A 23,766-nucleotide genomic window follows, 5' to 3' on the forward strand; every position below is an offset into this window, starting at 1 on the left:
TCCTTTGATATAGTTACTCGTGTTGAGGTACCGAATGACTAACAAGAGTAATTACACCAATCTATGAAAAGGCGGTAGAGACAACATGTTATCTAAAAAATGGTCAAGAATAATACTTACGATTCCCTTATCTTAGTCCTGTTGTATCTATCACAAATACGTCAGGTCGAGTTACTTCTAAGCCTATGAATATGACGCTGCATTATGATGCCAAGCAGCTCACCAATGGGCAGAAGCCAGCGGTATATTACTACAATACTGATCGTCAAAGCTGGGTGTATCTAGGTGGGAAGATCAACTCGGATGGCACGGTAAGCGTTGAGACTAAGCATTTCGATACCTATGCCGTGTTCGGAAATGAACCCGTTGTATTCTCAGATATGGACGGACATTGGGGAAGTTCTTCCATAGAACGCCTAGCTGGAATGAATGTCATTCGTGGATATGACGATTCCTTATTCCATCCAAACGCTCAGGTTACAAGAGTACAGTTCGCAAGCATGCTAGCGAAGTCGATGGGACTTGACACTAGTAATGAAGTACAGAAATTTACTGATGCTAGTCAAATTCCGACATGGGCGCAAGCGGATGTAGCTGCTTTGGTACAAGCTGGATTTATTAATGGCTATAGTGGAATAGACGGTATCACCTTCAAGCCGAATCAAGTGATTACTAGAGCTGAAATGGCTACCATGCTAGGTAAAGTATTGAAGGCGCCATCGATTTCAGAACCAACCCCTACGTCTGTGAATACATTCCAAGATGCGTCCAGTATTCCTGATTGGGCTGGAGCTGAGGTTAACTCACTCGTAGAATCAGGCATTATTCAGGGATATGGGGATCAGACCTTCCGTTCTAATATGCATGCTACAAGAGCGGAAGCTGCGACCATGCTGTATAAGCTACTCGATGCGTTGAATATTTAATAGTCATGTGAATGATCTTGAATGATCCATTGATTTGAAATAGATTTACCAAAGTGCTGCTCCATCACAACGTGATTAGGGGCAGCTCTTTGGTGTGTATATAAGCCGTAAACTCCGTTATTTATTTAAGATCAAGAGCATTACCCGAAGTGAACTTGTACCCGTAAAAGGAGAGTATAATTATATGATTGTTGAGATATCAAAAGTTCGCCAAAGAGTGTTGGTTACAGCTCTCCGGCGTTTTTTTGTGGAATAAAATAATGCTACATGTATGAATACGAAGAGGAAAATGAAGAAGGGTGTCTATTAATATGATATGTAATATAACAAAAGAATGTCATTCTCCAATACTCTGGAGAGGGACATTCTTTTGATCGGAGTAGGTATTAAGTTAGGAATTCAAGCGATTGAAATTCTTAGAAGCAATGCTCAAAAATGTCGTATACAAAGGTTGTACATTGAATTTTTTTCCAAATTCGAACTTATAAAGAGAGGTCTGTAAATTATTGCTCTTGTGATAAGGGGAGGTTATATAGTGAAGGGTAACTTCACAATCATCGAAACCGGTGCCTCCCGTTTCCATAGTAACCTCATAAATTGAGTTTAGGTGTATCGATGCGACACGGGTCTTTTTACCAGTAACGCCTTGATGGTCAATGAGAATTAGTCTTTCATCAGTGATAATAAATGCGTCACGTACCAGTTTGAAGCCCATATGAATTTCTTCCTCGGGCATAAGATAAATCCCATATTGGCTCTTTAATTCGGGAATAGTTACCTCAGAATAATTTCCCATTAAACCACCAAACAAGTTAGCCATCGTAGTTCCCCCCCCTAATTATATTAACACTTTAAATTTTAATTTATTGTTGCCTTACTCATTGGATATTCTGTGTTACTAACGATTTTCCTGCTTTTTTGGCTTGAAGTCAATCGCCTGTAGCAAAAGATGTATACAGTAATCACACTAATAAGTATTATGTATTTAATGGTCTTGTATTAAAGTTTAAGGAGGAATTCGTATCAGAACGCTAGTGATTAGTGATATACATGGTTGTTATGATGAGTTCAATGAACTCTTGAACAAAATGGAATATAATCCTGAACAAGATCAACTTATTCTAGTAGGCGATTATGTGGATAGAGGATTAAAGAGTAAAGAGGTCGTTGAGCAAGTGAAATCATTGGTTGAAGAGTGGGGAGTCATCGCCCTTAAAGGAAATCATGATCAGATGATGGTAGACGCTATCGATAAGGAAGAAGATGTTGATGATAAGCGCTGGATTAGAAATGGGGCATTTCAAACACTTGAAAGTTATAGTGGCCTAGATTTCAGCAATGAAAGTTCTGAATGTGATACATATATAGAAGGTAAAGATTTTATCAAGCGTAATTATTCAAGTCATTTAGAATTTCTAAGATCCTTGCCACTGTATTATGAAACAGATAGTCACATTTTCGTACATGCAGGAATTAATCCGTCCCATGAGAATTGGAAAGAGAGTCAGCCTATCAATGATTTTTATTGGATTAGAGAGGTATTCTTTAATTATGCAACCAACTTAGAGAAGAAAGTTGTCTTCGGCCATACACCAGCAGTCAATCTGCATGGGTCTGAAGAGATATGGTTTAGCCCGATGGGTGATAAGATTGGTATCGACGGTGGATGCGTATTTGGCTTGAATTTAAACGGCTTAGAGATTAGCGAAGATGGAGAATATACAACACATTTCGTGAAGAAAGCTGCATTAGACAAACAGGATGATGTTTAAATTGATTATAGTAAATGTACGCGCATTTACATTCTGAACTCAATGGATAAGAGCAAGTAGAGGCATTTTTAAAAAAAGAAATAGTGCTTGCTATGGAGGGATTATTATGGCTAATCATGTTGAAATCAAATTACTACATAGCATTGATAATCATATGGATGAGCTATCGGAACTATTAATACAAGTCGTAGAAGATGGGGCATCGATAGGATTCATACCCCCTGTAAATCATGAAGAAGCTGAGCATTATTGGGGAAATGTATTAGAACCTGGAGTCATTCTGTTTGTTGCAACAATAAATGATGTCATTGTGGGCACTGTGCAACTACAGTTGTGTATGAAGCTTAATGGTAGTCATAGAGCTAAAGTTGCAAAATTAATGACTCATCCTAATTATCGACGTAATGGTATAGGTCGTGCACTCATGCAAACGGTTGATGAAAGAGCCAAGCAAGAGGGTAGGTCATTATTAGTTCTCGACACTAGAGAAGGCGATCCATCCGATCTCCTGTACACATCAGTAGGGTATATCCAGGCAGGACGAATTCCCAACTATGCGAAATCTGCAAGTGGTGAATTAGATGCTACGATTTATTATTATAAAAGTACGGAGTAGTAAAGGCTGAGTGAAATAGGAATATCGAATAAAGTTCGCTTAGGCTGGGGGTTCACGTTCCGGTCTTTTTCCTATCAGGTAGATGAGGAGTTGTAATGTAGATGGGAGTTCATATCGAAGGAATAATCGCAATTGTATTGATTTTACTACCCAATATCATTTTTACATTTCTTCCACCAACGGATGTTCCAACGAATTTACGAACCACACCCATAACCTTAACGGTTTTAGAACAGGCAGGGCGTATCGCATGCTTAACTCTTCCTATTATGTTTGGTATCAAAATTGCAGAACAGCATATGAACTTCATAGTTATTCTAATGGGTGTATGCATTGTACTTTACTATATCTGTTGGATTCACTTCTTTATAAATGGCAGAGTGTATGATCAATTATTTAAACCACTTGTATTTATCCCAGTTCCAATGGCGGTATTTCCTGCATTGTATTTCGTCTTGATGGGAGTGTGGCTTGAATCGCTGATATTCCTTATACCAGCGGTGTTGTTCTCGATTGGACACATTGTGGCAAGTTGGAGTCAATATAGACAAATGATTTCTAATTAGTTGGATATAAAATGCTAGCTTATTAACATAGCTATTGTTAATAGCTAGCATAGCAAATGGTCTGCAAGTATATTTGATCAGTTTAGCTGGTTGTGTATTTTTTATGTTGATGAATGTACAAATAATCCCTTTGATAAGCCTATGATTACCAGACAGGTCTTAATCTCGTTGGTAATCTATCTTCATTTCCTTCATAAACTAGTATTGTTAGATCTTCTTTGAGCATTTGCAGTCGTTGTGTACCTATCTTTTCAATCCAACGTTGCTCAATCTCAGTTAGTATCTTCTCTTTTGCTTTAACTACTAACCAACCTCGCTCTGTCAAAACAATGATTTTTCCTCTCTTGTCAGTGGGATGATCTTTGCGAATTACATAACCACATTTCTCAAGATAATCCACCATTTTACTTACAGCTTGCTTAGTAATTCCTAAATATTCGGCTAGTTCTACACCTGTTGATCCGTTTGGAGTAATACATTTAAACATAAAACCATGTACAGGCCTAATATCTCCAAATCCCAATTCACTCAATCTGTCGTGTAGTTCATTTATTGATGTACTAAAGGATAATGATAAAAGTGATGTAAGATCCAACTCACTAAGTACTTCCTGAGTCATACATAAAACCTCCTTAAACAAAGTCAACTTAGTTGACTTTGTTCGAAATACATTGTACTATACAAAAAAGTGGTCAATCAAGTTGACTATATTTTGGTTGTGAAATAAATAGTATTTATCGAAACAGAATTAATTACGGAGGTTCTCATGCTATGAATTTTTATGCAAACAGATTTTGGTCCATTTGAATTAATATATACACATGATTTCAGAAAAACTGATGACACCCCAACAGCACTAGCTGGAGATATGGAATACAGTTTTAAAGCGAAGACTTAGATATAAATATTAATGAATGAAATTGCAACCTATTTGCTCAATGGGTCGATATTATTACCCAAAATTAATTTAAGAACAATAGAGGTGTGTCTCATGACTAATATCGTTAAAGTTAGAGCTAGTGTATTTATTCCAATATCTTGGACAGATCCTAGGAAGGATATAGAGACAGGAAACGTAATCCAATTTGAAGGTGACTCACGTGAATTTACACCATATGCTGTCAACGCAATGCGCTCCAGAGTTGAACAAGAAGTAGTTGTAGATTTTTACAAAAAAGAAATTTTCACATATGCAAATACTGGAATAACAACAGAAAGAGTCACAACTCCAGATGGTTCTGTTAATAAAAAAACAGGCAAAGCTAGTATAGAAGGTATTTTGTGCACTGATATTGTATGGGATTCTAATGACGTTAAGTTTCAAATGAGTGCAAGTGCTAGCAATCCATTAAATATATATGCACCTCCTGTTGACTACCTATTAAAAGTACTTGTCAAAAAAGATGGTACTGTCAATATGGAAGGAGCACATGATGGATTTCCTTGTTTTGAATTTTATAAGCAAGTAAACTTTGGACCGTTTGAACAAATGTATACGCATGATTTCAGAGAAGCTGGAGATACTCCTGAAGCTATGGCTGGAGAAATGGAATATAGTTTCAAAAAAATATTATAAACAACATAAGAGTGAACATCAGGAGGAACCAACAATGACAACAGTTTTATTTGTAAAAGCAAACAATCGTCCAGCAGATCAGTCGGTTAGTGTTAAATTATATGAGGCTTTTTTAGCGAGCTATAAAGAATCACATCCAAATGATACAGTGCTAGAGCTGGATTTATACAATGAGGAATTGCCATACGTAGGAGTAGATATGATTAACGGTACATTTAAGTCTAGTAAAGGATTTGAATTAACAGAAGAAGAAGCAAAAGCAGTAGCTGTTGCTGATAAATATTTAGATCCATTCCTTGCAGCCGATAAAGTTGTATTTGGTTTCCCTTTATGGAATTTAACAATCCCAGCTGTACTACACACATATATAGATTACTTAAACCGCGCAGGCAAAACATTTAAATATACGCCAGAAGGTCCAGTAGGTCTTATAGGAAATAAAAAAATAGTATTATTAAACGCAAGTGGCGGTGTATATTCTGAGGGACCAAAAGCTGATGTAGAAATGGCTGTTAAATATGTAACAAGTATGATGGACTTCTTCGGTGTAAAAGATATGGAGACTATTGTGATTGAAGGACACAGCCAATTCCCTGATAAGGCAAAAGAGATTATTGCCGCAGGGCTTGAAAAGGCTATTAAAGTAGCAAGTACGTTCTAATTAACCAAGCGCTTGTCACACTATAGGGCAGTACCAACACTTTTTAAGCGGTGGTACTGCTTTTTTATTCGCCTATCTCACTATTTTTGGGCAGTATGTAAAGACGATAGAAAGAAGGATTACATTACAATGGAACGTTTATGGACAAAAAACTATATCATGCTGACTATTACAGCATTATTACTATTTAGTGGTTTTTATTTACTAATGCCAACACTACCTATGTTTATTCAACAATTAGGTGGAAGTGAGTCTCAAGTTGGATTTATCATTGGGGTATTTACAATATCGGCAGTAATTTTTCGTCCTATTGTTGGAGGACTAATGGATCGATATGGTCGACGAGCCTTTATAATAAGCGGACTACTATTTTTTGTAATTACAATGTATTTTTATGATTGGGTAACAGGAGTTGTATTTTTAATAGTACTACGTATCCTTCACGGAATCAGCTGGGCAATTGCTACAACCTCGATAGGAACGGCTGTGACTGATGTGATTCCACAATCTCGTCGTGGAGAAGGAATGGGATGGTATGGACTTGCAATGACTTTAGGCATGGCTTTAGGACCCATATTAGGTCTTTGGGTAGCAACATCATATTCATTTCATAATCTATTTCTCCTATGCACAGTATTAGCACTTATTGCATTCATACTTGCTTTTGCTATAAAAACCCCAGTGGTTCAGTTTACATCAAAAAAACCAATATCGTTTTTTGAAAAAACCGTGTTACCACTCGCGATTGTTACATTTTTCCTGTCCTTTACTTTTGGAGGCGTTACAACATTCTTACCATTGTTTGCAGCAAAGATTCAAGTTAATGCTGGTACATTTTTCTTAGTGTATGCTTGCACACTTATCGTAATTAGGCCGCTTACAGGGAAGTTATCTGATAAATATGGAGTAGGGCGTATTATTGTTCCTGCGCTTATTACCCTGATAGCCGCACTATTAGTCCTAACAATGACAAAAGGGCTTGTTGGACTACTTATTACAGCTATTTTGTACGGAATTGGATTTGGATCTGCACAACCTGCTCTTCAAGTAGCAATTTTACGATTAGCTCCACCAGAGAAAAGTGGCGTAGCGAACGCTACATTTTTTACTGCTTTTGATTTAGGGGTTGGGTTAGGAGCTATTCTTCTTGGATTTGTATCACAGCTCATGGGATATCAAATGTTGTTTATTGTTTGTGCTGCATCTGGGTTAATTAGTCTGTTATTTTTTATTTTGTTTGTAAAAAAGACACTAAAATAACAGATTCGAAGCCATAGAATTCTGTATAACTTTTCCACATAGAAAAGCGAGAGTGATTGTTGTTGCGTAAAAGCAAACGATTATGATCGAAGTAGCTTGGGAGCCGGAATTGTTTTGAAGAGGTTTTACTTGATTATAATCAAGAACATGGAGGGGGAGGTTTACGTATGAAACATGAGCCTCTATGACTTGGCTTTGTTCTTCATATGCGTATATGGGCATTTGGACAGTACACTCTCATCGTCGCGTAGAAAATATTGTCTCCACTCCAGATTGTCTTCTTGGCCATACCATTTCAAGGATGGATGTGCTGGGATATTATCGTATTCGACCAGCTTGTTGCGTATCAGCTTCTTCATATTACGACCCATTACTGTGGAATCGTTGATTTCTTCGAATACCCAGCGGGGCTGAAATGCGATGACAAAATAGGGCGTGTGACGGCTTCTCCGAAGCACATGTGCTGGAGTTGCGCAGAACGCAAAATAAGGATGCCCATCGAAACAAAATTCCCATGAATGGTGAGAGGGGTCAGTGGATATATGATCTGGCCATGGCGTCGTATCTGCTGCGTTTACTCGAGTTAAGACGGACCAGAATATTTGTTCATAATCTTCAATAGAGAAATTATTTGATAGGTCCTTTGGAGACTTGAAAAAAATAACAAGCGAAGCGTATTTACCTGTATCCCGTGAGCACTTTCCATATTCCTGAAGTAATTGGGCAACTTCCGTAATCGCTTGATCACTTCTCGGATCGGCTGCGAAACCAAATCGCAGATTATTAGATAGAAACCCCAGACGACCCGGAATACAAGGGTACGAACCCCCGGGGTCTGCAATCATAGTTGTGAATTGGCTAAATGCATCCTGCTGCCAATGGGGTAGCTCAACCATATGTTTATCTAGCCAGACTTTAGTGTTCAATTGGGCCATTTCAATCCAACCCTCCTCGTTAAGTACAAAACATACTATGCGAGGTGAAAAAGATGGGTGAATGCCCAGAACAGATGAAGGGTATTGATGTCGGATACGCGAAAGCCAATGTATCCTCGTACACGTGAAAGTCAGATGCTTAACGGCTTCTTATCCGAACAATTGCACATATGCTTGATAACCGAAATAAAGGCCAAAACCAAGTAAGGAAAGTCCAGAGACTGCCGAAATGACGCGTAGCGTGGAAGGGCCTGCGAAACGGTGAAAGGAGCTAGCCATCAATGCCATGACTACATCCCAGAGTAGGATGCCAGCAAAGATGCCCATGCTATGCCATAGCACAAGGGAGAGACCATGATTCTGCACACTATTGGCAAGGATTGAGCCATAAATGCCAAGCCAGAATAGAATGTTAAGTGGATTCATCAGTGCCATTAGAAAGCCGGAGCGAAATGAATTCATTCCCGATTGGGTACCACGTGCGGAAATTTCATGTGCGGTATTAATATTTTTGAGCGTTTCAATTCCAATATACAGAAGAACAAAGCTACCAAATGTCCATAGGAAAGTTTTCATAAATGGAGTATTTAGAAAGTGAGCCAGACCGAAGTAGATGAGTAACATATAGATGAAATCTGCGCACATAGCGCCAAGACCGAGGAGCCATGCATGAGTAAAGCCCATTCGCGCCCCTCGATCTAGTTGAGCTGCATTGATGGGACCAATGGGAGCTGATAACGAAACACCAAGTACCATATAGGTGAAGAAAGCATTCATTGTGGACAACGCTCCTTAACAATAGAAAATATTGTACAAGTCAATGTATTCAAGGAGTTTGTCTAATAGAAGAGGCTATATGATTCTCACAGCGATAGGTGTGCACTTGTCACCGTTGCAGACACTTTCGCAGCAAGGACAAGCGGATATGGCAATGATCAAATCCATTTCTGCACGTAGTTCGACATAATCACCGGCTTTGGAAAGTGGTCTTTCCACGCTAATATTTCCAGATGGGTCGATAACCGTGTTCATGAATAGGTTAAAGGGATAATGCTGGTCAGGTGCCACGATACCAAATTCCTCAAGCGCCTCATTCAGGTTGTTATAGCAACTTGCATGATCCTTTTTATTATATAGGAACTCATACATTTCAGGTCGGCAGGCCGAATTAATGAAATCATGCCGTCCTACAGTATCCGCAACAAGGGTAAGTAGCGGTCTATACTGGTTAGAATATAGAATATCTCCTGGCTTCACATTCATCTTATGCAAAGCGTCCATGGTTACGCTAGGATCGATCCGCTCATTCGGGTTACTTGCGCTATAAGCTGCGAAATCGGCTACCTGCTCACCTTCGACATCCGTTACGCGGACAATCTGTCCTTTGTCCAACTTGAAGCCAAGTCCCTGAGAAGCGGGAATGAGCCATTCACGTTTATTCATTAGTATCCTCCTGTGGGTGGTTTTAGCTTCACCGATACAGGTTAGTATGCCTCTTGGGAGATAAAGTCATGTGAAGTAGAATCACAACAATCGAATAATTTGATTTTGTCATGTAGAAGGGGTTAAATAGTATGAAAAAAGGATAGATAAGGCAGGTATATCTGCTTTATCTATCCTTTTTAATACCTTAAAGGAGTCCAATTTCCACTGCTTTTTGTACGGCTTCTTCTCGATTGCGCACGTCTAGTTTGAGATATACGGAAGAGGCATAATTTCTTACGGTTCCATCAGATAAATATAACTTTGAAGCGATCGTTTTATAACGTAACCCTTGGGCTACCATCTGTAAAATTTCTAGTTCTCGCGTAGTTAGTCCATAGTCATCAGACGTCTTAGTCTCCACGAACTGTGCTTCCGGTTTCTTCTGGAACTGTTCAAGGTCTTCAAACAATTTGATCGACATATCGTGTGCGATGATTGCGCCCCCACGATGAACGAGGCGAATGGTTTCTGCTAATTCACGCGGTTCCATTGACTTTAACAAATAGCCATCTGCTCCACTTTGTAGTACTTCGAGGGCTTTTTGTTTGTCTTGAAAAGTAGTCAGAATCAGTACGCGAATGTCAGGCCATCGTTGTTTAATCATTTGTGTTGCTGAAATACCATCCCTAACAGGCATGTCCAAATCCATAAGTACTACTTGTGGGTGAACCTGTTCACAGAGCTCAACCGCTTGTTGACCGTCTTCAGCGATTCCGACGACATGTAGATCTCCTTGTCTTTCTAAGAGGGTTTGGAGGCTTTCTCGTATAAACGGTTGGTCGTCAACAAGTAGCAAACGAATGACTTCCTCAGGCATCTCGACTTGCCTTGGCAAAGTACAAGTAACGATGGTTCCTTCTCCTAGAGCGGAGTAGACTGAGATTTGCCCTTGTAGATTATAAGCTCGTTCTTTCATCGCCTTTAGTCCGAAGCCCTCCTGCAAATGTTCAGCGCCACGACCGTTATCCTGTACTTCTAGTCGTGTTTGACGCAGTTCAAATTGCAGGGATACGCTAATTTCTGTAGCTTGACCATGACGCACCGCATTGGTTAATGATTCTTGCAAGCAGCGGTAGAAGGTCATTTCAGCTTGTCTTGGAAGGACAGACTCTTCCCCAAAGCTTCTAAATCGCACGTTGATGTTGGAATTCACCTGAAATTCTTCAATGAGTTGCTGTAAAGATTCAACCAACGGGAGTCTGTCTTGAGGTGACTCCATTTGATGTACATATCCTCGGATTTCGTCGATGCTTTTACGCGCCAATTGTAATAAAGAATCGAGCTTATCTTGACCTGCGGTTGTAGGTAATTCGAGTCGTAATGTTTCCAAACCCATAATGATCGACGTATTTGAATGTCCTATCGTATCATGAAGATCTTTCGAGAGGCGATTACGCTCTTCGAGGATCGTTACGCGCTCAATTTGGGATACATATTGCTCCAATACGGTATTCTGGTCACGGATAATTTCATTTTGCCGATGATTGACGACGAGTAGATGAAAGGCAAAACCTATAGCATAAGCCAATCCTGTATGAACTATCATTACCCAAAGCGTATTGTGACGAGAGACGATACTGATCATTATGGGTACCACAAGGATGGTCATAGGGGCCGACCAACGATAGGATTTGTGAGCACTATTCGCTGCGATCATGAATGCAGGCATCAACAATGTAAGATATGCATCAGGAAATAAATGGGTTAGATACACACTTATACCACCGGAAAGGATCATTTCCGTAACGAGATAGTATTTAAAGTTGAGTAACAAACAAAACCAAGGAACAGAAAAAGCGATGATTGCCCAAGAAATTGCCCCCCATAAAGGTAGCGTTAATTCCCCTTGCACATCTACCATCGTTAGAATGATAGAAGCGGAGATTAAAAGTCTTAAAAATAGCATAACCCAGTCATACCAGAACCAATGCTTGACCACATCAAACAAGTCAGTTACCTCCTTAGAAACTTCAACCCAATGAACCCTAACTATTATAGAACAAACTCTCCACACATGCACTTAACATTATTGTACCTAAGTATGGAGTGATTTAAGCAGGTTATCATTTAATTGCTTTGATCATATGACGTGTGTAACTTCCGGTTATCCTTACAACCCCATTTCCGAGCCAAGACCCAATGACTACAAGAATACCCCCAAAAACCACCATAAGTAAAGACTTCGGTAATGTATTTATTGGTATATTCATGAAGTGAACTCCTCCGAATGGTATCAGAAAAGGACTCAAGATGTATGTCAAAGGCACGATGTACAAGATCATTGCGCAGAAGAGACATACAATCCCAATAATCAGTTTCTGCATCAACCACTGAATGGCTCTCCAGTTACGATGATCAAGAAGTTCATCTTTAGCTTGCGTCCAAAGCGATCCCTCTATAGGAGGTTTCTCTTCATAGTCTGCTATTGAAATATCCGTATAAATCTTCGTTTGAATACGTTCATATCGTACAAATATTTGCGTAGAACGCATGACATAAGTAAGCAATGGAATTCCTATAACAGTAAAAGACAAGCTTACTCCTAACATCAGACTAATTAGATAAAAACAAAAATAAAACAATCCCGTGGTGAATGTGAGTAACAAGAAGATCAGGTTTTGCATGTTGCGTACGAGTCGGTTTTTCAAGTCTATTAACCTCCTAATATGTGTTGATGCCTTTAATCTCCGTAGTTTAGCCCGTAAGCCCTCATAATGGGTAGTGTCAAAATGTCATATGACACGTAAACAAGCTAATTTGGAGCCAGAAGATAAAGAAGTGACAGAAGGTAACTTGTGAGTATGACAAGGATTTTGTGATACTCGTAAAGTGTTATCCACTACACATACAACCATAAAAAGGGGAATGAAACTATGAAAAAAAGAACTCGCAACATCAGTATCGCCGCACTACTTATTTCTTCAATTATTATTACCAGTTCCACAGCGCTAATATATAATACCAAATCAAACAAGACCGTATCTCAGCCAACGACAAAGGTAAGCTCTAGTGGGGTTCTAGAGCCAAAAGAAATCGAGGCGTTCGCAGATCCTATTTTTGCAGAAAAAATGAAGAAGTACAATGTAAACGGGTCTAATTTTGTAGTCGTCAAAGACGGTAAGGTGCTTGTAAATAAAGGGTATGGCTATGCCGATAAGGAAAAGAAAACACTTGTAGATAAAGATACCGTCTTCCAAATTGCATCTGTATCAAAAACATTTACAGCTTTAGCCGCCTTACAACTTGTAGAGCAAGGGAAGATAGATCTCAATCACGATATCAATGAGTATCTTGGTGGCATGATCGTACCTAATAAAACGAATAAACCATTAACCATGTACGATATGCTGACCTACACAACAGGATTTGATTATCCGGATAAAGCACTTTATGTTGACCCTGAGTATGTGAATCAGGACATTCCAATGAAAGAGTTTATGACGGAGCATATGCCAACGGTCGTTCGAACGCCTGGAGAAGCTTATACCTATGATAATTTTGCTTTTCTACTTGCTGGTTTTGCCATACAGACCGTAAGCAGTATGCCGTTCCAGCAGTATATGGAAAAGAATGTGTTCAAGCCATTAGGGATGAACTCCACTAGTGTTCGTTTCACCCCAGAACTTCTATCGAGAATGGCCACGAACTATGATCCAGATGGCAAGCCTCATAAGGCATTCGGAAATGCGCCAACAGATGGGGGCCAGGGTAGTATCCTTTCAACAGGAGAAGACATGGCCAAGTACTTGATTATGTTTCAACAACAGGGGACAGTTGGAGGGAAGGAAATCATAAGCAAGAAAACAACAGAGCAGATGCAAACCTACTCGGTGTTCGCCGACAAATCGATTCCTATGACGACCGTTGGTGGGTTTGAAGGCTATCGTAATGATCTCATGAATGGCCATCATGTGGTCCTCAAGGGAGGGAACATGCCTGGTCATCAATCTTTGGTCGTTTTATTGCCTGAGCAAAACACCGCGTTTTACATGTCCTATAACAATGATAGTATGATGAGCTTAGAAGTGTATGGAGCCTTGATGGATCATTATTTCCCAGACGAGAGAACGCCAGAGAAAACCACTTATATCCCTTTAAGTGAGTCAGACTCGACTAAATACGTTGGATCTTACCAGAATACACGATTTTATTTCTTGAAATCCAACTTTACTTATGCAGAAGGCAACCTGCTTATGGAGACAGGAACTAGCGGCAAGCATACATTAAAAATGATAAATCCTCTATTGTTTGAAGATGAGTCTGGTAACAAGTTGGCTTTTAAGAAAGATCATAAAGATCAGATTGAATACTTCTATTACACGAACCCCAATTCCTTAGATTATGGTTCTGATGCCCGTAAGGTTCATCCCAAGCCAGCGTTCGCAGATGTACCTAATGACAGCGTCTATATAACCTATATCACCAATCTGCATTCTTTCAATGTAATAAGCGCTAAATCAGGCAACCTGTTCGAGCCACTTGACACAATGACCCAAGGTGAGTTTATGGATGTCGCCATTCTTGCCCATGGATGGGCTACATTTAATGATTATCTTGAGGATAACAAAGAAAAGATAGTGTCCGGCGTTCCTGGATTTGATCGTAATGCCCCAATTACAAGACAAATCGCAGCGGTTATGATTCAGAATCTAAAACAAGCCAAACCCGCAACGGATATCAAGCTGACGGGTGACACAGATTCTTGGGCGGTTAATTCGATCACGGCACTAGTCTCTCAAGGTATTGTAGATCCAGATACAAAAGTAAAAGTGGATGGTTCCGTCGATTTCCGCTCTAAACAACCTTTACTTCGTCAAGAAGCGAGTGCTTTACTTGATCTTGCCTTTGGATATTATACGTTACCTATCAAATCTAAGTAGGTATTATCTATCTGAGCTTAACAAGGATTCTTGTTAGTTCGATAGATTGGTGGTTAAATTAAATAGTCAAGTTAATGTCTCATTCATCTGAATACATAACAGTCTTTCATCAGGAACGAAAAAGGAGAGTACGTATGAATCAGTTAAATTCAAGCAAAATGAAAAGAAATGTAGCACCATTTCGGGCCGATCAAGTAGGTAGCTTCCTTCGTCCACAGATTCTGAAAGATGCAAAGGCACAGTATCAGCAAGGTCAAATCTCAAAAGCGGAATTACGTTTAATTGAGGATGTAGAAATTGCAAAACTTGTTGAGAAGCAAAAAGAGGTCGGTCTTACGGCTGTGACGGATGGCGAATTTAGACGAACGTGGTGGCATTTGGATTTTATTGAAGCCATTGAGGGTATCCGGGTTTTTGAACTAGAGGCATCAGGTCTATTCCATGGTGCAATGAATAAAGCCAAAGGATATACGGTTAATTCTAAATTGAATTTTCCTGCGGATCATCCATTCTTAGAAGATTTTAAATACCTAAATAGTATTGTTGGCGAACATGTAGCTAAATTTACGATTCCAGGGCCTAATATGATTTTTTATTCGGGTGTGGTTAATAGTCAAGCTTACTTGGACAATCCTTCATATGCTTCATTAGATGAAGTTGCCCAAGATATTGTTAAAGTATATAAGGATGCTATCCAAGCATTCTATGATGCTGGTTGTCGTTATTTACAACTCGATGATACGAGTTGGGGTGCTCTCTTCAGTGATGAATTCAGAGAGAAGATCACAGCAAAGGGATTTAATCCTGATGAGTTGATGAAAAAGTTCGCTAATATTACGATTGATGCGCTCGAGAATAAACCGGAGAATATGGTAATTACGATCCATATTTGCCGAGAGAACTTTAAATCTTCTTGGTTATATCAAGGTGGATATGAACCGATTGCAGAAGAACTGTTTTCCCGTGTTAATGTGGATGCATTCTTTCTGGAATTTGACAATGATCGTTCCGGAGATTTCAAGCCCCTTCGATTCATCAAAGATCAGCATGTGGTATTGGGGTTAATTACATCGAAGACTGGTGAATTGGAGGATAAAGCAGAGATTAAGCAACGTGTCGCAGACGCTACTCAATATGTGAACCTGAATCAGCTTTGTTTAAGCCCTCAATGTGGATTTTCTTCGACTGAAGAAGGGAACACCATCACAGACGAAGATCAATGGAATAAGATGAGACTTGTCGTTGAACTTGCTAACGAAATTTGGCAGTAGCCGTCAACGATTGAGATCGTATAAACCAAGAAATGCGGTGGCACTGTACTTCTTGGTTTTTTTGTGTCTGAATGTGTTAATCAGATTCAGGTCTTGAATATCTTTCAAATGTATGTATAATTAGATCCAATTGTATAAATCAAATGTTTTCTAGGGTTCCGCAACAATTTTGTTGGTCTGGTCCGAGAGAAAACTCACAGCGTCGGCTGTGTCACGGAAGGATAAAAGCCTGGGAGAAACTGTTTAACAGTTATCTTTCAGGCTTTTTTCTGTTGTTCGGTAAGAAAAAATAGGAGGTGTATTTAATGAATACCAATTGGATTAAAGTATTTGTGGCCGCTTTTTTTGAAGTTTTTTGGGTGATTGGTTTAAAACACGCAAGTGACATTTGGACGTGGACAGGGACAGTAATCTGCATCATTATCAGCTTCTATTTAATGATAATGGCTGGAAGGAAGCTTCCGGTGGGGACTGTATATGCAGTGTTTGTAGGAATGGGTACGGCAGGAACAGTCCTTTCCGAAATCATACTTTTCGGAGAATCATTCGTAGTTAGCAAAATGCTCTTGATCCTACTTCTATTAGTAGGTGTCATAGGTTTGAAATTAGTTACAAAAGACAAAGCTCAGGAAGGAGCTGACTCCTAATGGCATGGGTTTCATTAATCTTAGCTGGGATATTTGAAATGTTAGGTGTTGCTTTGATCAATAAATTTCATAAAGATCGGAATTGGCAATCGTTAGGGCTGTTAATTCTAGGATTTGGTGCAAGCTTTCTATTTCTGGCCTACGCAATGAAAACACTTCCTATGGGTACAACCTATGCAATTTGGACAGGAATCGGTGCGTCAGGTGGAGCAATATTAGGAATGGTGTTATATGGTGAATCAAGAGACTGGAAGAGATTGGTCTTTATAATAATGGTATTAGGTGCAGCGATAGGTTTGAAACTTGCCTCGTAAATAACTCCTAATTAAAAGGGTTGAGTAATTCCCATGATTTAGGTAAAATACCTTGAGAAAAGAAAATATGTTCTTTATTAGAGGAGAGGCATCGATGAAAGAAAATGTTACCAAAGGACGTCCGATTTTATTTTCAATTATGCTAGGGATATTGCTAACTTTATTGATTGCAGTAGCATCAACTGTCGCGTCGATAGCCAAATTTGATGACACAGGCGTCATGGTTGCCCAAGGTTGTGCATTTTTGGTAATGGCAGTGATTGTTACGTTGTACATGAGAAAAAGGGATCGATCGCTTGGAATATTTGGTTTTAACAAACTAGATATCCGCAAAGAAAAAGTAACACTCTATTATATTCCATTGCTAATTATAGTTCTTGTGCAGCCGATCATAGCTGGGTTCAATTTTGAACTTACGGTTGCTCAAATTATACTTGTTATTATTTTTTCCTTACTTGTCGGCTATACGGAGGAATCTATATTCAGAGGAATCATTAGAGAAAGACTACAGTCCAAAGGGCCCGTTTTTTACATCGTGTTTTCTTCTATTTTCTTCGGTATACTGCATATGGTAAATGCGCTAAGTGGAAAGGATTTGTTATCTACCTTACTGCAAGTTATTAATGCGCTTCTCATCGGTCTTATTCTTGCTTTGCTTATTGAAATAACAAGCAACATTATTCCTTTGATCGTATTTCATTTTATGTTCGATACGTTCGCTCAATTGACAAGTAGTGATATTCTTAATAAAGAATTACTGGCTGTTTCTATATTGAATATTATTTATTTGATATATGGATGTTATTTGGTTGTTGTGTTAATGCGTAAGAAAAAGATGAATATCGAGACCAACCAAGTAACTGTATAATCGAACTTAGTGTTTGAACAAAAAGCAGGCCGACCATGCAATGTCATTGGCGGTCTGTTTTATTGTGAAAAGGGATTTGCACATACTCGCAGTTGAAAGGAGAGGTGGATTCTTTGAAAATCAAACCCAAGATAATGACTAAAATGGTTGTAGGTATTTTATTTGTTGTCATTATTGTCAGCATGCTAATGGATAAATTTGAATCGAATTTAGGCTCATTTATGATTACTGAAGGAAAAGGCAACAACAACACTCACATTGGAGTACATGCCTGTAGCATCACCTTTTAGGGGATATAGTCGAACATCTGATGGTGTATATGAGTTTGAAATTTTCTATGATTTATTACCAAAACAGTTGGATTCACTAGAAATCGTCACCAAAGAGTTTGCGGGATATCAATTGTACAAGAACAAGTTAGCCTAATTCCCCTTACTAATGAGCCGTTAATACGTGAGGGTAAAAAAATACTGGTGAAGAATGTGTCAAAGACATCACAAGGCGTTGAAATAACGATCCATACAAGTGTTAATGTACAGCTTGAAGGTATCAAATGATAATTATGTAAAAGGAATGAAAGAACGCACTTATTTGTTTGATACCAACATTATGCCTGAATATCTTCTAATCGAAGGCATGCACTATATGAAAGCATACAATAACGTCATTGAGGTTCCCATTGATTAAGCTTAGTGAAATAAAAGATGCATAATAGAGAAAAACTTGAAGTGAAAATTGGATCGCTTATGCGATCCAATTTTCATTCCTATTTTATTGACAATGCCACCAAGACTCTACAATTTGATGAGCATGATGCGGATGATATCCTCTTCCTATGAGGTATGAAACTGCAGCAGCCTCTCTCAAAGCATGTTCCACAGATATGCACTGCGCTTCCCACAAACCATGTTTCACCCAAGGTTCAACTGTCATTAATGTTTCATGTTTCAAATTGTGCGGATGAGTCGGTTTCGGACAATTATTATATGCCAAAGACTTTTCCTCCCTTTTCATATCAAGAATACATTAGCATATGCCTATGCTGTTTTTTTGTGAGCCCATAAATCCTAACGATGTAATTGGGTTTAATGTCACATGAAATAGGGAGATTAGACATTAGTCTAACTCCCTAAAGTTATTGTGGCTTGCCATTAGTGTCATCTACTATAACCACAGTTTTAACTGAAGATATCAAGTTGTAGTGAATAGATAGCAAGGATAAAGGATCCGACCATCACGAGGACTCCGCCTACTTTGCAAGTGAAATAATAAAAATCGTTCGGTTCAGGATCCTGAGTCCAAATCCAGCGAAGTGAGATAAGAAAGAGGAGTCGTTGAAAGTTCTCATATCGGTAAGCACACCATCCATACATCATAAGGATGAATGACAAGCAAAATAAAAATAAACTACCTTGCTTGGAATGATACATGGGATAAGCAGCGATAACTAATGAGCTAGGATTATATAATTCTTCACCGTCTTGTAATATTCTTTGGCCACCTACGTATACAGATATAGGGCTTACAATATCACCGTTGTGATCATATACCATAAAAAATCCCGATTGATCTTCGACCTTATAATGATGCCCACTTGGGTAGTTCACGGCATATTGTATGCTATTAGCATTGTTATCTTTAGAAATAGAATATTCCTCATGGTCGATGATTACTTTTCTGTCCTGGTTCAAGATTTGCACTTCGACAGAGGGGGCTGAATAAGCATAGTAGGTCATAGTACTGCCTTGCTCATGATCTACACTATATTTTTTTGAATTGACATAAAATATAGACTCAGAGAAATAGGATTTAGCAAAAATAATGATGATACCTGCTAAACATAGTATACAAGCAATAGTGATTATGGTTGATATTTTGATTTTATTGGACACAATTAATCTCACAATATCACCCCTTTATTTTCCAGTATATTGTAAATAAGTAGACAGTACCACTTATCTCCTTCTGGGCATACATTATTGTAGACGTATACCCATGAAGGAGGACACACAATTATGACGGATGCAGTTCTGCAATCACCCAATTTGCGATTGGCGGCAGATTCCAATGAAGTACTTAATTATAGACGTGATCCACACAATTATATTACCCAGTTATTCGGGGAACAGCTTCCCGCGATCAAGACCGGTTTATTCAATGTCCACTTGACCAAAGGGATTATCGTCCAACCGCATTGGCATACCAATGTAAATGAGACGGTTTTTGTAATCAGTGGAGAAGTCATTACCTCAGTGTTTGACCCATTCACACAAAAGTTGATAACCTATTGTTTAAAACCGGGGCAAGTATCGCTGTTGCCTCTTGGCTGGTTCCACTGGATTATTGCGGAGTCTGAACACGCTCATATCTTGACGATCTTCGATCAACCTACCCCTGACATCGTGTATGGTTCGGATTTCTTACGGTGCACACCGAAAGAAGTAATGCAGCAGGCTTACTGTATTAACGAGCATGATTACGCCAAAGCGGTAGCACCAATCCGAGAATCCGTCATTTTGGGACCTCCCATTGGATGTTTCCAGAATAAGATGAGCGCACAATACCCGAATTACACAGGATACTTCCCCAAAAGATAAATAGCAGTAATAATTGAAGGGAATGCTACAGGTAGTGGAAGAGCTTAACAATCATCCGTATAGAACAATGGATTGTTTAGTTTTTTATTATGCCTGCTGCAGGTTTATAAGTTGCTTGCCTGATTAATGGACAAATATCGTTCTGAAGTTTTGTGTTTGTAATCACACTTGTAGGTTTGGGGCTCTGTTACGCTGTGGATAATGAATGATTATCTATTATAGGGAGGAAAACCAATATGTTTTGTTACCAGTGTGAACAGACACCGAATGGCGGATGTACTGTGGTTGGGGTATGCGGGAAGAATGAAACCATAGCTAGTCTACAAGACACGATGATTTTTGCGTTAAAAGGTATTGCGGCCTATGCGACACATGCTAGGCAACTAGGATATAGCGATCCCGAGGTGGATCGTATCACCCACGAAGCTTTATACATGACATTGACCAATTCCAATTTTAATGTGCAGGAGCATCTGGAGATGGCGATGAAGGTCGGTGATGCAGCTGTTCGGATCATGGATGTGCTGGATCGCGCGCATACGGATCGCTTTGGCATTCCACAGCCGATCACAGTCAGCCAGAATAAAATTGAAGGAAAGTGTATTGTGGTGACAGGCCATAATTTGTATGCGTTGGAGGAATTGCTGCGTCAGACGGAGGGAAAGGGCATCAACATCTATACCCACTCGGAAATGCTGCCAGCCCACGGTTATCCGGCGTTGAAGAAATACGGGCATCTGAAAGGCAACATCGGTAAAGCTTGGTACGATCAGCGTAGACTGTTCGAGAAGTTTCCTGGGGCGATTCTCGCGACCACGAATTGTGTAATGCCGATAAAAGGTACATATGCGGATCGCTTTTTCTCTTATGAAGTAGCGGGCCTAGAAGGTGTCGAGAAGATTACGGATGACGATTTCTCCAGACTGATTGAGCGTGCATTATCTCTACCTGCGGCAGATATAGAGTCAGAGCTAGTGCTCACGACCGGATACCACCATGAGACCGTGATCGGACTCGCACCAGAGATCATTCAGGCTGTCAAAGACGGGCATATACGCCGCTTTTTCGTTATTGCAGGCTGCGATGCGCCGGGCCCAGGCGGAAATTATTACCGTGAGTTGGCGACTTCCTTGCCGAATGATACTGTCATTTTAACCACTTCTTGCGGGAAATTCCGCTTTAATGACGTAGATTATGGCACTGTGGGAGACACCGGCATTCCGCGTTATATTGACCTTGGACAATGCAACAATTCCGGTTCTACTGTAAAAATTGCGATGGCCTTGGCAGATGCTTTTGACTGTACCGTGAACGAGCTTCCCGTCAGCATCGTGCTGTCTTGGTTTGAGCAAAAAGCGGTCGCCATCCTGCTGGGCTTGTTCAGCCTCGGTATTCAGGACATTCGTATCGGGCCGAAGCCACCTGAGTTCATCTCTTCTGGCGTACTGGATGTTCTCGTAGAGACTTTTGGATTGAAGTTGATTACCACTGCTGAGGAAGATATGCAGGCGATGTTGGCGATGTCGTAAGGATTCAGAAGTTGAACTTAATAAATGTAGTACAACTTTGAAGAAGGTAACATTCTACCTGAAATATACTCGTGGTTTATACCACTAAAGACACTAACCCCTCGTTAGTGTCTTTTTGCTTACTTCCAAATATCTGTAAGCTCAATAGTTAAGCAAAACCTTGAAATAATTATGAATAAATATGATTATAAATTTTTTATTGTGCAAGGATAAAGATTAGTGAGCATCCGGTAATGGGGTATGAACGGTACCGAACGGTAGTATGCAACAGTACTTACAGAAGCATTGAAGCATACGATCCAGTAGGAACTGGGCACAGTGTAATAGTAACGAGTCAGTAGACAGTAGTAATATCTACTAGTGATTTAATTATGGATAATGAAGGACCTGGAGGATGGTTATTATGGAGCAACATATCGATGTAGCGATTATTGGCGGCGGACCTGCGGGGTTGAACGCAGCGCTTGTGTTAGGCCGGGCAAGAAAAAGCGTAGTGGTTATTGATGAAAGGCTTCCGCGTAATCGGGTTACTCGTGAGTCTCATGGTTTTCTTTCCAGAGATGGTATCAGTCCAAGGGAATTACGGCGAATTGCGATGGAGCAGATTAAGTCATATCCCGCAGTTCAATTTGTTGAGGATACGGCTGTAACGATCACAGGAAGCGATGGTGACTTCCAAATTATGACCGCACAGGCAACGACCTATAGGAGTAAGAAATTGCTCTTTGCAGTAGGGATGAAGGACCTCCCCTTGAATATTGATGGGTTGACAGATGTATATGGTACTAGCGCATTTATCTGTCCTTATTGTGATGGTTGGGAATTAAGAGACCAGCCACTTGTCTTGATTGTTCATGGAGAGAAAGCAATACACTTAGCAAAAAGTCTAGCAGGGTGGACAGACCAATATACAATTTGCACCAATGGACCTGATGAATGGACGAATGAACAACGCGAAGAGATTAAGCAACATAACATTCCAGCATTTGACTCAGCAATTCAGCGAATCGAATCTAGCGAAGGCATGGCTCAGAGCGTAGTACTGGAGGACGGAACGGTCATTCCATGTACAGGGATTTTCTTTGCACCGAAGCTTATAACAGGATCAGACTTACCGCAAGCATTAGGGTGCCAGACCACAGAAGCAGGGCTTGTCATCGTCGATGAGTTTGGTAAAACGAACGTACCTGGTATTTATAGTGCCGGAGATGTTGCATCGGAAATGCATCTGGTGGTTACGGCCGCATCTTTGGGTGCACTGGCGGGTGTGAGCATAAATGGTGAACTGCAATCAGAAGTCTGGAATAACAAGAACTAGAACTTTGCAATCATATTCATGAGTAGATCTCCAAAAGCTGGCGCAGTACATGTATTTTGTTTTTTTGTCTATAGGTCTACATATCATTTGGGTATCCTCTATTTGGGAATGCTAATTATAAAAAAAACCGCCACATAGGGACGGTTATCTGAATTAATAAAGCTATAGTGAATAGATGGCGAGGATGACGAATCCAACAAGTTATGGATACGCTCTTTCAACTTTGCAGATCTTGACTTTATAATCTTGGTACCAGTCTTGCATACCCTTCTCCTGAGCGACTAAGTGAAATTTATTCTGCTTCCAGTTACTGATCGCTTCTAGGCTATCCCAATAGGAAATGGTAATACCAGCTCCTGAAGTATCCCGGACACTTTCCACGCTTAAGAAACCGGGTTGCTCTGCTGCAAGTTTCTCCATTGTCTCAGCCATAATACTATAGCCATTATCCCCAGCAGTTCGTTGACTTGAAAATATGACTGCATAATAAGATCCGTTTGTGTCATGAACCATTCCCATCAAGCTCCTTTAATCGTAATCGTAAA

General features: G+C 39.8%; 26 protein-coding genes, 1 pseudogene and 1 riboswitch. Of the genes and pseudogenes, 17 read left to right on the forward strand and 10 right to left on the reverse strand.

Going from position 1 to position 23,766, the window contains the following annotated elements; all coding sequences use genetic code 11:
- Nucleotides 1-185: 185 nt before the first annotated feature.
- Entirely contained in the window at nt 186-926 is a 741-nt protein-coding gene (locus tag BW961_RS08730; RefSeq protein WP_068585880.1) for an S-layer homology domain-containing protein, read from the forward strand.
- Between the two features lie 391 nt (nt 927-1,317).
- Here BW961_RS08730 and BW961_RS08735 read toward each other — a convergent pair whose 3' ends face one another.
- Nucleotides 1,318-1,746, reverse strand: coding sequence for a PH domain-containing protein (locus tag BW961_RS08735; RefSeq protein WP_068585878.1), 429 nt, complete (start codon nt 1,744-1,746; stop codon nt 1,318-1,320).
- Between the two features lie 214 nt (nt 1,747-1,960).
- Here BW961_RS08735 and BW961_RS08740 point away from each other — a divergent pair, with 214 nt between their 5' ends.
- From BW961_RS08740 to BW961_RS08750, 3 genes are all read left to right on the forward strand, one after another.
- Nucleotides 1,961-2,698 (forward strand): metallophosphoesterase family protein, encoded by a 738-nt coding sequence (locus tag BW961_RS08740; RefSeq protein ID WP_248912503.1) that lies wholly within the window; start codon nt 1,961-1,963, stop codon nt 2,696-2,698.
- Between the two features lie 106 nt (nt 2,699-2,804).
- Nucleotides 2,805-3,314 carry a GNAT family N-acetyltransferase gene (locus BW961_RS08745; RefSeq protein ID WP_068585871.1) on the forward strand — a complete coding sequence of 170 codons (510 nt, stop codon included), beginning with the start codon at nt 2,805-2,807 and terminating at the stop codon, nt 3,312-3,314.
- Between the two features lie 101 nt (nt 3,315-3,415).
- A complete protein-coding gene (locus BW961_RS08750; RefSeq protein WP_068585867.1) occupies nt 3,416-3,880 on the forward strand; it encodes a hypothetical protein in 465 nt (154 codons plus the stop codon).
- Nucleotides 3,881-4,025: 145 nt separating this feature from the next.
- Here BW961_RS08750 and BW961_RS08755 read toward each other — a convergent pair whose 3' ends face one another.
- On the reverse strand, nt 4,026-4,499 hold the full coding sequence (locus BW961_RS08755; RefSeq protein WP_068585864.1) for a MarR family winged helix-turn-helix transcriptional regulator: 474 nt from the start codon (nt 4,497-4,499) through the stop codon (nt 4,026-4,028).
- Between the two features lie 142 nt (nt 4,500-4,641).
- Between BW961_RS08755 and BW961_RS08760 the strand changes: the two are divergent.
- The 4 genes and pseudogenes from BW961_RS08760 to BW961_RS08775 form a co-directional block, all read left to right on the forward strand.
- Nucleotides 4,642-4,778, forward strand: a pseudogene (locus tag BW961_RS08760) (DUF3238 domain-containing protein); the annotation flags it as partial.
- Nucleotides 4,779-4,871: 93 nt separating this feature from the next.
- Nucleotides 4,872-5,456 carry a DUF3238 domain-containing protein gene (locus tag BW961_RS08765; RefSeq protein WP_068585861.1) on the forward strand — a complete coding sequence of 195 codons (585 nt, stop codon included), beginning with the start codon at nt 4,872-4,874 and terminating at the stop codon, nt 5,454-5,456.
- 34 nt (nt 5,457-5,490) lie between these two features.
- The gene (locus tag BW961_RS08770) at nt 5,491-6,117 is read left to right on the forward strand and encodes an FMN-dependent NADH-azoreductase (RefSeq protein ID WP_068585857.1); all 627 of its coding nucleotides are present in this window, start codon (nt 5,491-5,493) and stop codon (nt 6,115-6,117) included.
- A gap of 129 nt (nt 6,118-6,246) precedes the next feature.
- On the forward strand, nt 6,247-7,377 hold the full coding sequence (locus tag BW961_RS08775; protein WP_068585854.1) for an MFS transporter: 1,131 nt from the start codon (nt 6,247-6,249) through the stop codon (nt 7,375-7,377).
- Nucleotides 7,378-7,559: 182 nt separating this feature from the next.
- On the opposite strand, the gene BW961_RS08780 is transcribed toward BW961_RS08775, so the two are convergent.
- The 5 genes from BW961_RS08780 to BW961_RS08800 all read right to left on the reverse strand — a co-directional run bounded on the left by BW961_RS08780 (nt 7,560) and on the right by BW961_RS08800 (nt 12,445).
- Entirely contained in the window at nt 7,560-8,312 is a 753-nt protein-coding gene (locus BW961_RS08780) for a YqcI/YcgG family protein (protein WP_068585850.1), read from the reverse strand.
- Between the two features lie 150 nt (nt 8,313-8,462).
- Nucleotides 8,463-9,089 (reverse strand): LysE family transporter, encoded by a 627-nt coding sequence (locus BW961_RS08785; protein WP_068585846.1) that lies wholly within the window; start codon nt 9,087-9,089, stop codon nt 8,463-8,465.
- A 75-nt stretch (nt 9,090-9,164) separates the two neighbouring features.
- A complete protein-coding gene (locus tag BW961_RS08790) occupies nt 9,165-9,755 on the reverse strand; it encodes a DUF1989 domain-containing protein (protein WP_068585840.1) in 591 nt (196 codons plus the stop codon).
- 187 nt (nt 9,756-9,942) lie between these two features.
- Nucleotides 9,943-11,736: a helix-turn-helix transcriptional regulator gene (locus BW961_RS08795; RefSeq protein WP_170878551.1), complete on the reverse strand. Its 1,794-nt coding sequence runs from the start codon at nt 11,734-11,736 to the stop codon at nt 9,943-9,945.
- 124 nt (nt 11,737-11,860) lie between these two features.
- Entirely contained in the window at nt 11,861-12,445 is a 585-nt protein-coding gene (locus BW961_RS08800) for a sensor domain-containing protein (protein ID WP_068585835.1), read from the reverse strand.
- Nucleotides 12,446-12,670: 225 nt separating this feature from the next.
- Between BW961_RS08800 and BW961_RS08805 the strand changes: the two genes are divergently transcribed.
- From BW961_RS08805 to BW961_RS30400, 6 genes are all read left to right on the forward strand, one after another.
- A complete protein-coding gene (locus BW961_RS08805; protein ID WP_068585832.1) occupies nt 12,671-14,677 on the forward strand; it encodes a serine hydrolase domain-containing protein in 2,007 nt (668 codons plus the stop codon).
- A gap of 134 nt (nt 14,678-14,811) precedes the next feature.
- On the forward strand, nt 14,812-15,948 hold the full coding sequence (locus BW961_RS08810; RefSeq protein WP_244555907.1) for a 5-methyltetrahydropteroyltriglutamate--homocysteine S-methyltransferase: 1,137 nt from the start codon (nt 14,812-14,814) through the stop codon (nt 15,946-15,948).
- A gap of 139 nt (nt 15,949-16,087) precedes the next feature.
- Nucleotides 16,088-16,186, forward strand: a riboswitch (guanidine-I (ykkC/yxkD leader).
- Between the two features lie 67 nt (nt 16,187-16,253).
- The gene (locus tag BW961_RS08815) at nt 16,254-16,595 is read left to right on the forward strand and encodes a DMT family transporter (RefSeq protein ID WP_068585829.1); all 342 of its coding nucleotides are present in this window, start codon (nt 16,254-16,256) and stop codon (nt 16,593-16,595) included.
- Complete coding sequence (locus BW961_RS08820) at nt 16,595-16,909, forward strand: DMT family transporter (protein WP_068585826.1); 315 nt, start codon at nt 16,595-16,597, stop codon at nt 16,907-16,909. Before BW961_RS08815 ends, BW961_RS08820 begins: the two co-directional genes overlap by 1 nt.
- 94 nt (nt 16,910-17,003) lie before the next feature.
- Nucleotides 17,004-17,777 carry a CPBP family intramembrane glutamic endopeptidase gene (locus BW961_RS08825; protein ID WP_068585823.1) on the forward strand — a complete coding sequence of 258 codons (774 nt, stop codon included), beginning with the start codon at nt 17,004-17,006 and terminating at the stop codon, nt 17,775-17,777.
- A 113-nt stretch (nt 17,778-17,890) separates the two neighbouring features.
- Nucleotides 17,891-18,067, forward strand: a complete 177-nt coding sequence (locus BW961_RS30400) for a hypothetical protein (protein WP_156510135.1) — start codon at nt 17,891-17,893, stop codon at nt 18,065-18,067.
- A gap of 481 nt (nt 18,068-18,548) precedes the next feature.
- Here BW961_RS30400 and BW961_RS08830 read toward each other — a convergent pair whose 3' ends face one another.
- Nucleotides 18,549-18,770: a hypothetical protein gene (locus BW961_RS08830; protein WP_244555908.1), complete on the reverse strand. Its 222-nt coding sequence runs from the start codon at nt 18,768-18,770 to the stop codon at nt 18,549-18,551.
- 185 nt (nt 18,771-18,955) lie between these two features.
- The gene (locus tag BW961_RS08835; RefSeq protein WP_068585817.1) at nt 18,956-19,681 is read right to left on the reverse strand and encodes a DUF6199 family natural product biosynthesis protein; all 726 of its coding nucleotides are present in this window, start codon (nt 19,679-19,681) and stop codon (nt 18,956-18,958) included.
- A gap of 111 nt (nt 19,682-19,792) precedes the next feature.
- Between BW961_RS08835 and BW961_RS08840 the strand changes: the two genes are divergently transcribed.
- The 3 genes from BW961_RS08840 to BW961_RS08850 all read left to right on the forward strand — a co-directional run bounded on the left by BW961_RS08840 (nt 19,793) and on the right by BW961_RS08850 (nt 23,221).
- Nucleotides 19,793-20,374 (forward strand): cupin domain-containing protein, encoded by a 582-nt coding sequence (locus BW961_RS08840; RefSeq protein WP_068585813.1) that lies wholly within the window; start codon nt 19,793-19,795, stop codon nt 20,372-20,374.
- A gap of 236 nt (nt 20,375-20,610) precedes the next feature.
- Nucleotides 20,611-21,903 (forward strand): hydroxylamine reductase, encoded by a 1,293-nt coding sequence (gene hcp, locus BW961_RS08845; protein WP_068585810.1) that lies wholly within the window; start codon nt 20,611-20,613, stop codon nt 21,901-21,903.
- Nucleotides 21,904-22,306: 403 nt separating this feature from the next.
- Entirely contained in the window at nt 22,307-23,221 is a 915-nt protein-coding gene (locus tag BW961_RS08850; protein ID WP_068585807.1) for an NAD(P)/FAD-dependent oxidoreductase, read from the forward strand.
- A gap of 201 nt (nt 23,222-23,422) precedes the next feature.
- Here BW961_RS08850 and BW961_RS08855 read toward each other — a convergent pair whose 3' ends face one another.
- Nucleotides 23,423-23,734: an antibiotic biosynthesis monooxygenase family protein gene (locus BW961_RS08855; protein WP_244555909.1), complete on the reverse strand. Its 312-nt coding sequence runs from the start codon at nt 23,732-23,734 to the stop codon at nt 23,423-23,425.
- Nucleotides 23,735-23,766: the final 32 nt, after the last annotated feature.

This window comes from Paenibacillus macquariensis (genome assembly GCF_900156375.1).
In the GTDB taxonomy this organism is placed as follows: domain Bacteria; phylum Bacillota; class Bacilli; order Paenibacillales; family Paenibacillaceae; genus Paenibacillus_AQ; species Paenibacillus_AQ macquariensis.

Bases quoted from the DNA above. Each gene is read 5' to 3' on its own strand.
- BW961_RS08825 (WP_068585823.1), top strand. From the start codon at position 17,004: ATGAAAGAAAATGTTACCAAAGGACGTCCGATTTTATTTTCAATTATG.
- BW961_RS08765 (WP_068585861.1), top strand. From the start codon at position 4,872: ATGACTAATATCGTTAAAGTTAGAGCTAGTGTATTTATTCCAATATCT.
- BW961_RS08805 (WP_068585832.1), top strand. From the start codon at position 12,671: ATGAAAAAAAGAACTCGCAACATCAGTATCGCCGCACTACTTATTTCT.
- BW961_RS08855 (WP_244555909.1), bottom strand. From the start codon at position 23,734: ATGGTTCATGACACAAACGGATCTTATTATGCAGTCATATTTTCAAGT.
- BW961_RS08775 (WP_068585854.1), top strand. From the start codon at position 6,247: ATGGAACGTTTATGGACAAAAAACTATATCATGCTGACTATTACAGCA.
- BW961_RS08820 (WP_068585826.1), top strand. From the start codon at position 16,595: ATGGCATGGGTTTCATTAATCTTAGCTGGGATATTTGAAATGTTAGGT.
- BW961_RS08780 (WP_068585850.1), bottom strand. From the start codon at position 8,312: ATGGCCCAATTGAACACTAAAGTCTGGCTAGATAAACATATGGTTGAG.
- BW961_RS08785 (WP_068585846.1), bottom strand. From the start codon at position 9,089: ATGAATGCTTTCTTCACCTATATGGTACTTGGTGTTTCGTTATCAGCT.
- BW961_RS08850 (WP_068585807.1), top strand. From the start codon at position 22,307: ATGGAGCAACATATCGATGTAGCGATTATTGGCGGCGGACCTGCGGGG.
- BW961_RS08815 (WP_068585829.1), top strand. From the start codon at position 16,254: ATGAATACCAATTGGATTAAAGTATTTGTGGCCGCTTTTTTTGAAGTT.
- BW961_RS08790 (WP_068585840.1), bottom strand. From the start codon at position 9,755: ATGAATAAACGTGAATGGCTCATTCCCGCTTCTCAGGGACTTGGCTTC.
- hcp (WP_068585810.1), top strand. From the start codon at position 20,611: ATGTTTTGTTACCAGTGTGAACAGACACCGAATGGCGGATGTACTGTG.
- BW961_RS08770 (WP_068585857.1), top strand. From the start codon at position 5,491: ATGACAACAGTTTTATTTGTAAAAGCAAACAATCGTCCAGCAGATCAG.
- BW961_RS08730 (WP_068585880.1), top strand. From the start codon at position 186: ATGAATATGACGCTGCATTATGATGCCAAGCAGCTCACCAATGGGCAG.
- BW961_RS08745 (WP_068585871.1), top strand. From the start codon at position 2,805: ATGGCTAATCATGTTGAAATCAAATTACTACATAGCATTGATAATCAT.
- BW961_RS08735 (WP_068585878.1), bottom strand. From the start codon at position 1,746: ATGGCTAACTTGTTTGGTGGTTTAATGGGAAATTATTCTGAGGTAACT.
- BW961_RS08810 (WP_244555907.1), top strand. From the start codon at position 14,812: ATGAATCAGTTAAATTCAAGCAAAATGAAAAGAAATGTAGCACCATTT.
- BW961_RS08755 (WP_068585864.1), bottom strand. From the start codon at position 4,499: ATGACTCAGGAAGTACTTAGTGAGTTGGATCTTACATCACTTTTATCA.
- BW961_RS08750 (WP_068585867.1), top strand. From the start codon at position 3,416: ATGGGAGTTCATATCGAAGGAATAATCGCAATTGTATTGATTTTACTA.
- BW961_RS08840 (WP_068585813.1), top strand. From the start codon at position 19,793: ATGACGGATGCAGTTCTGCAATCACCCAATTTGCGATTGGCGGCAGAT.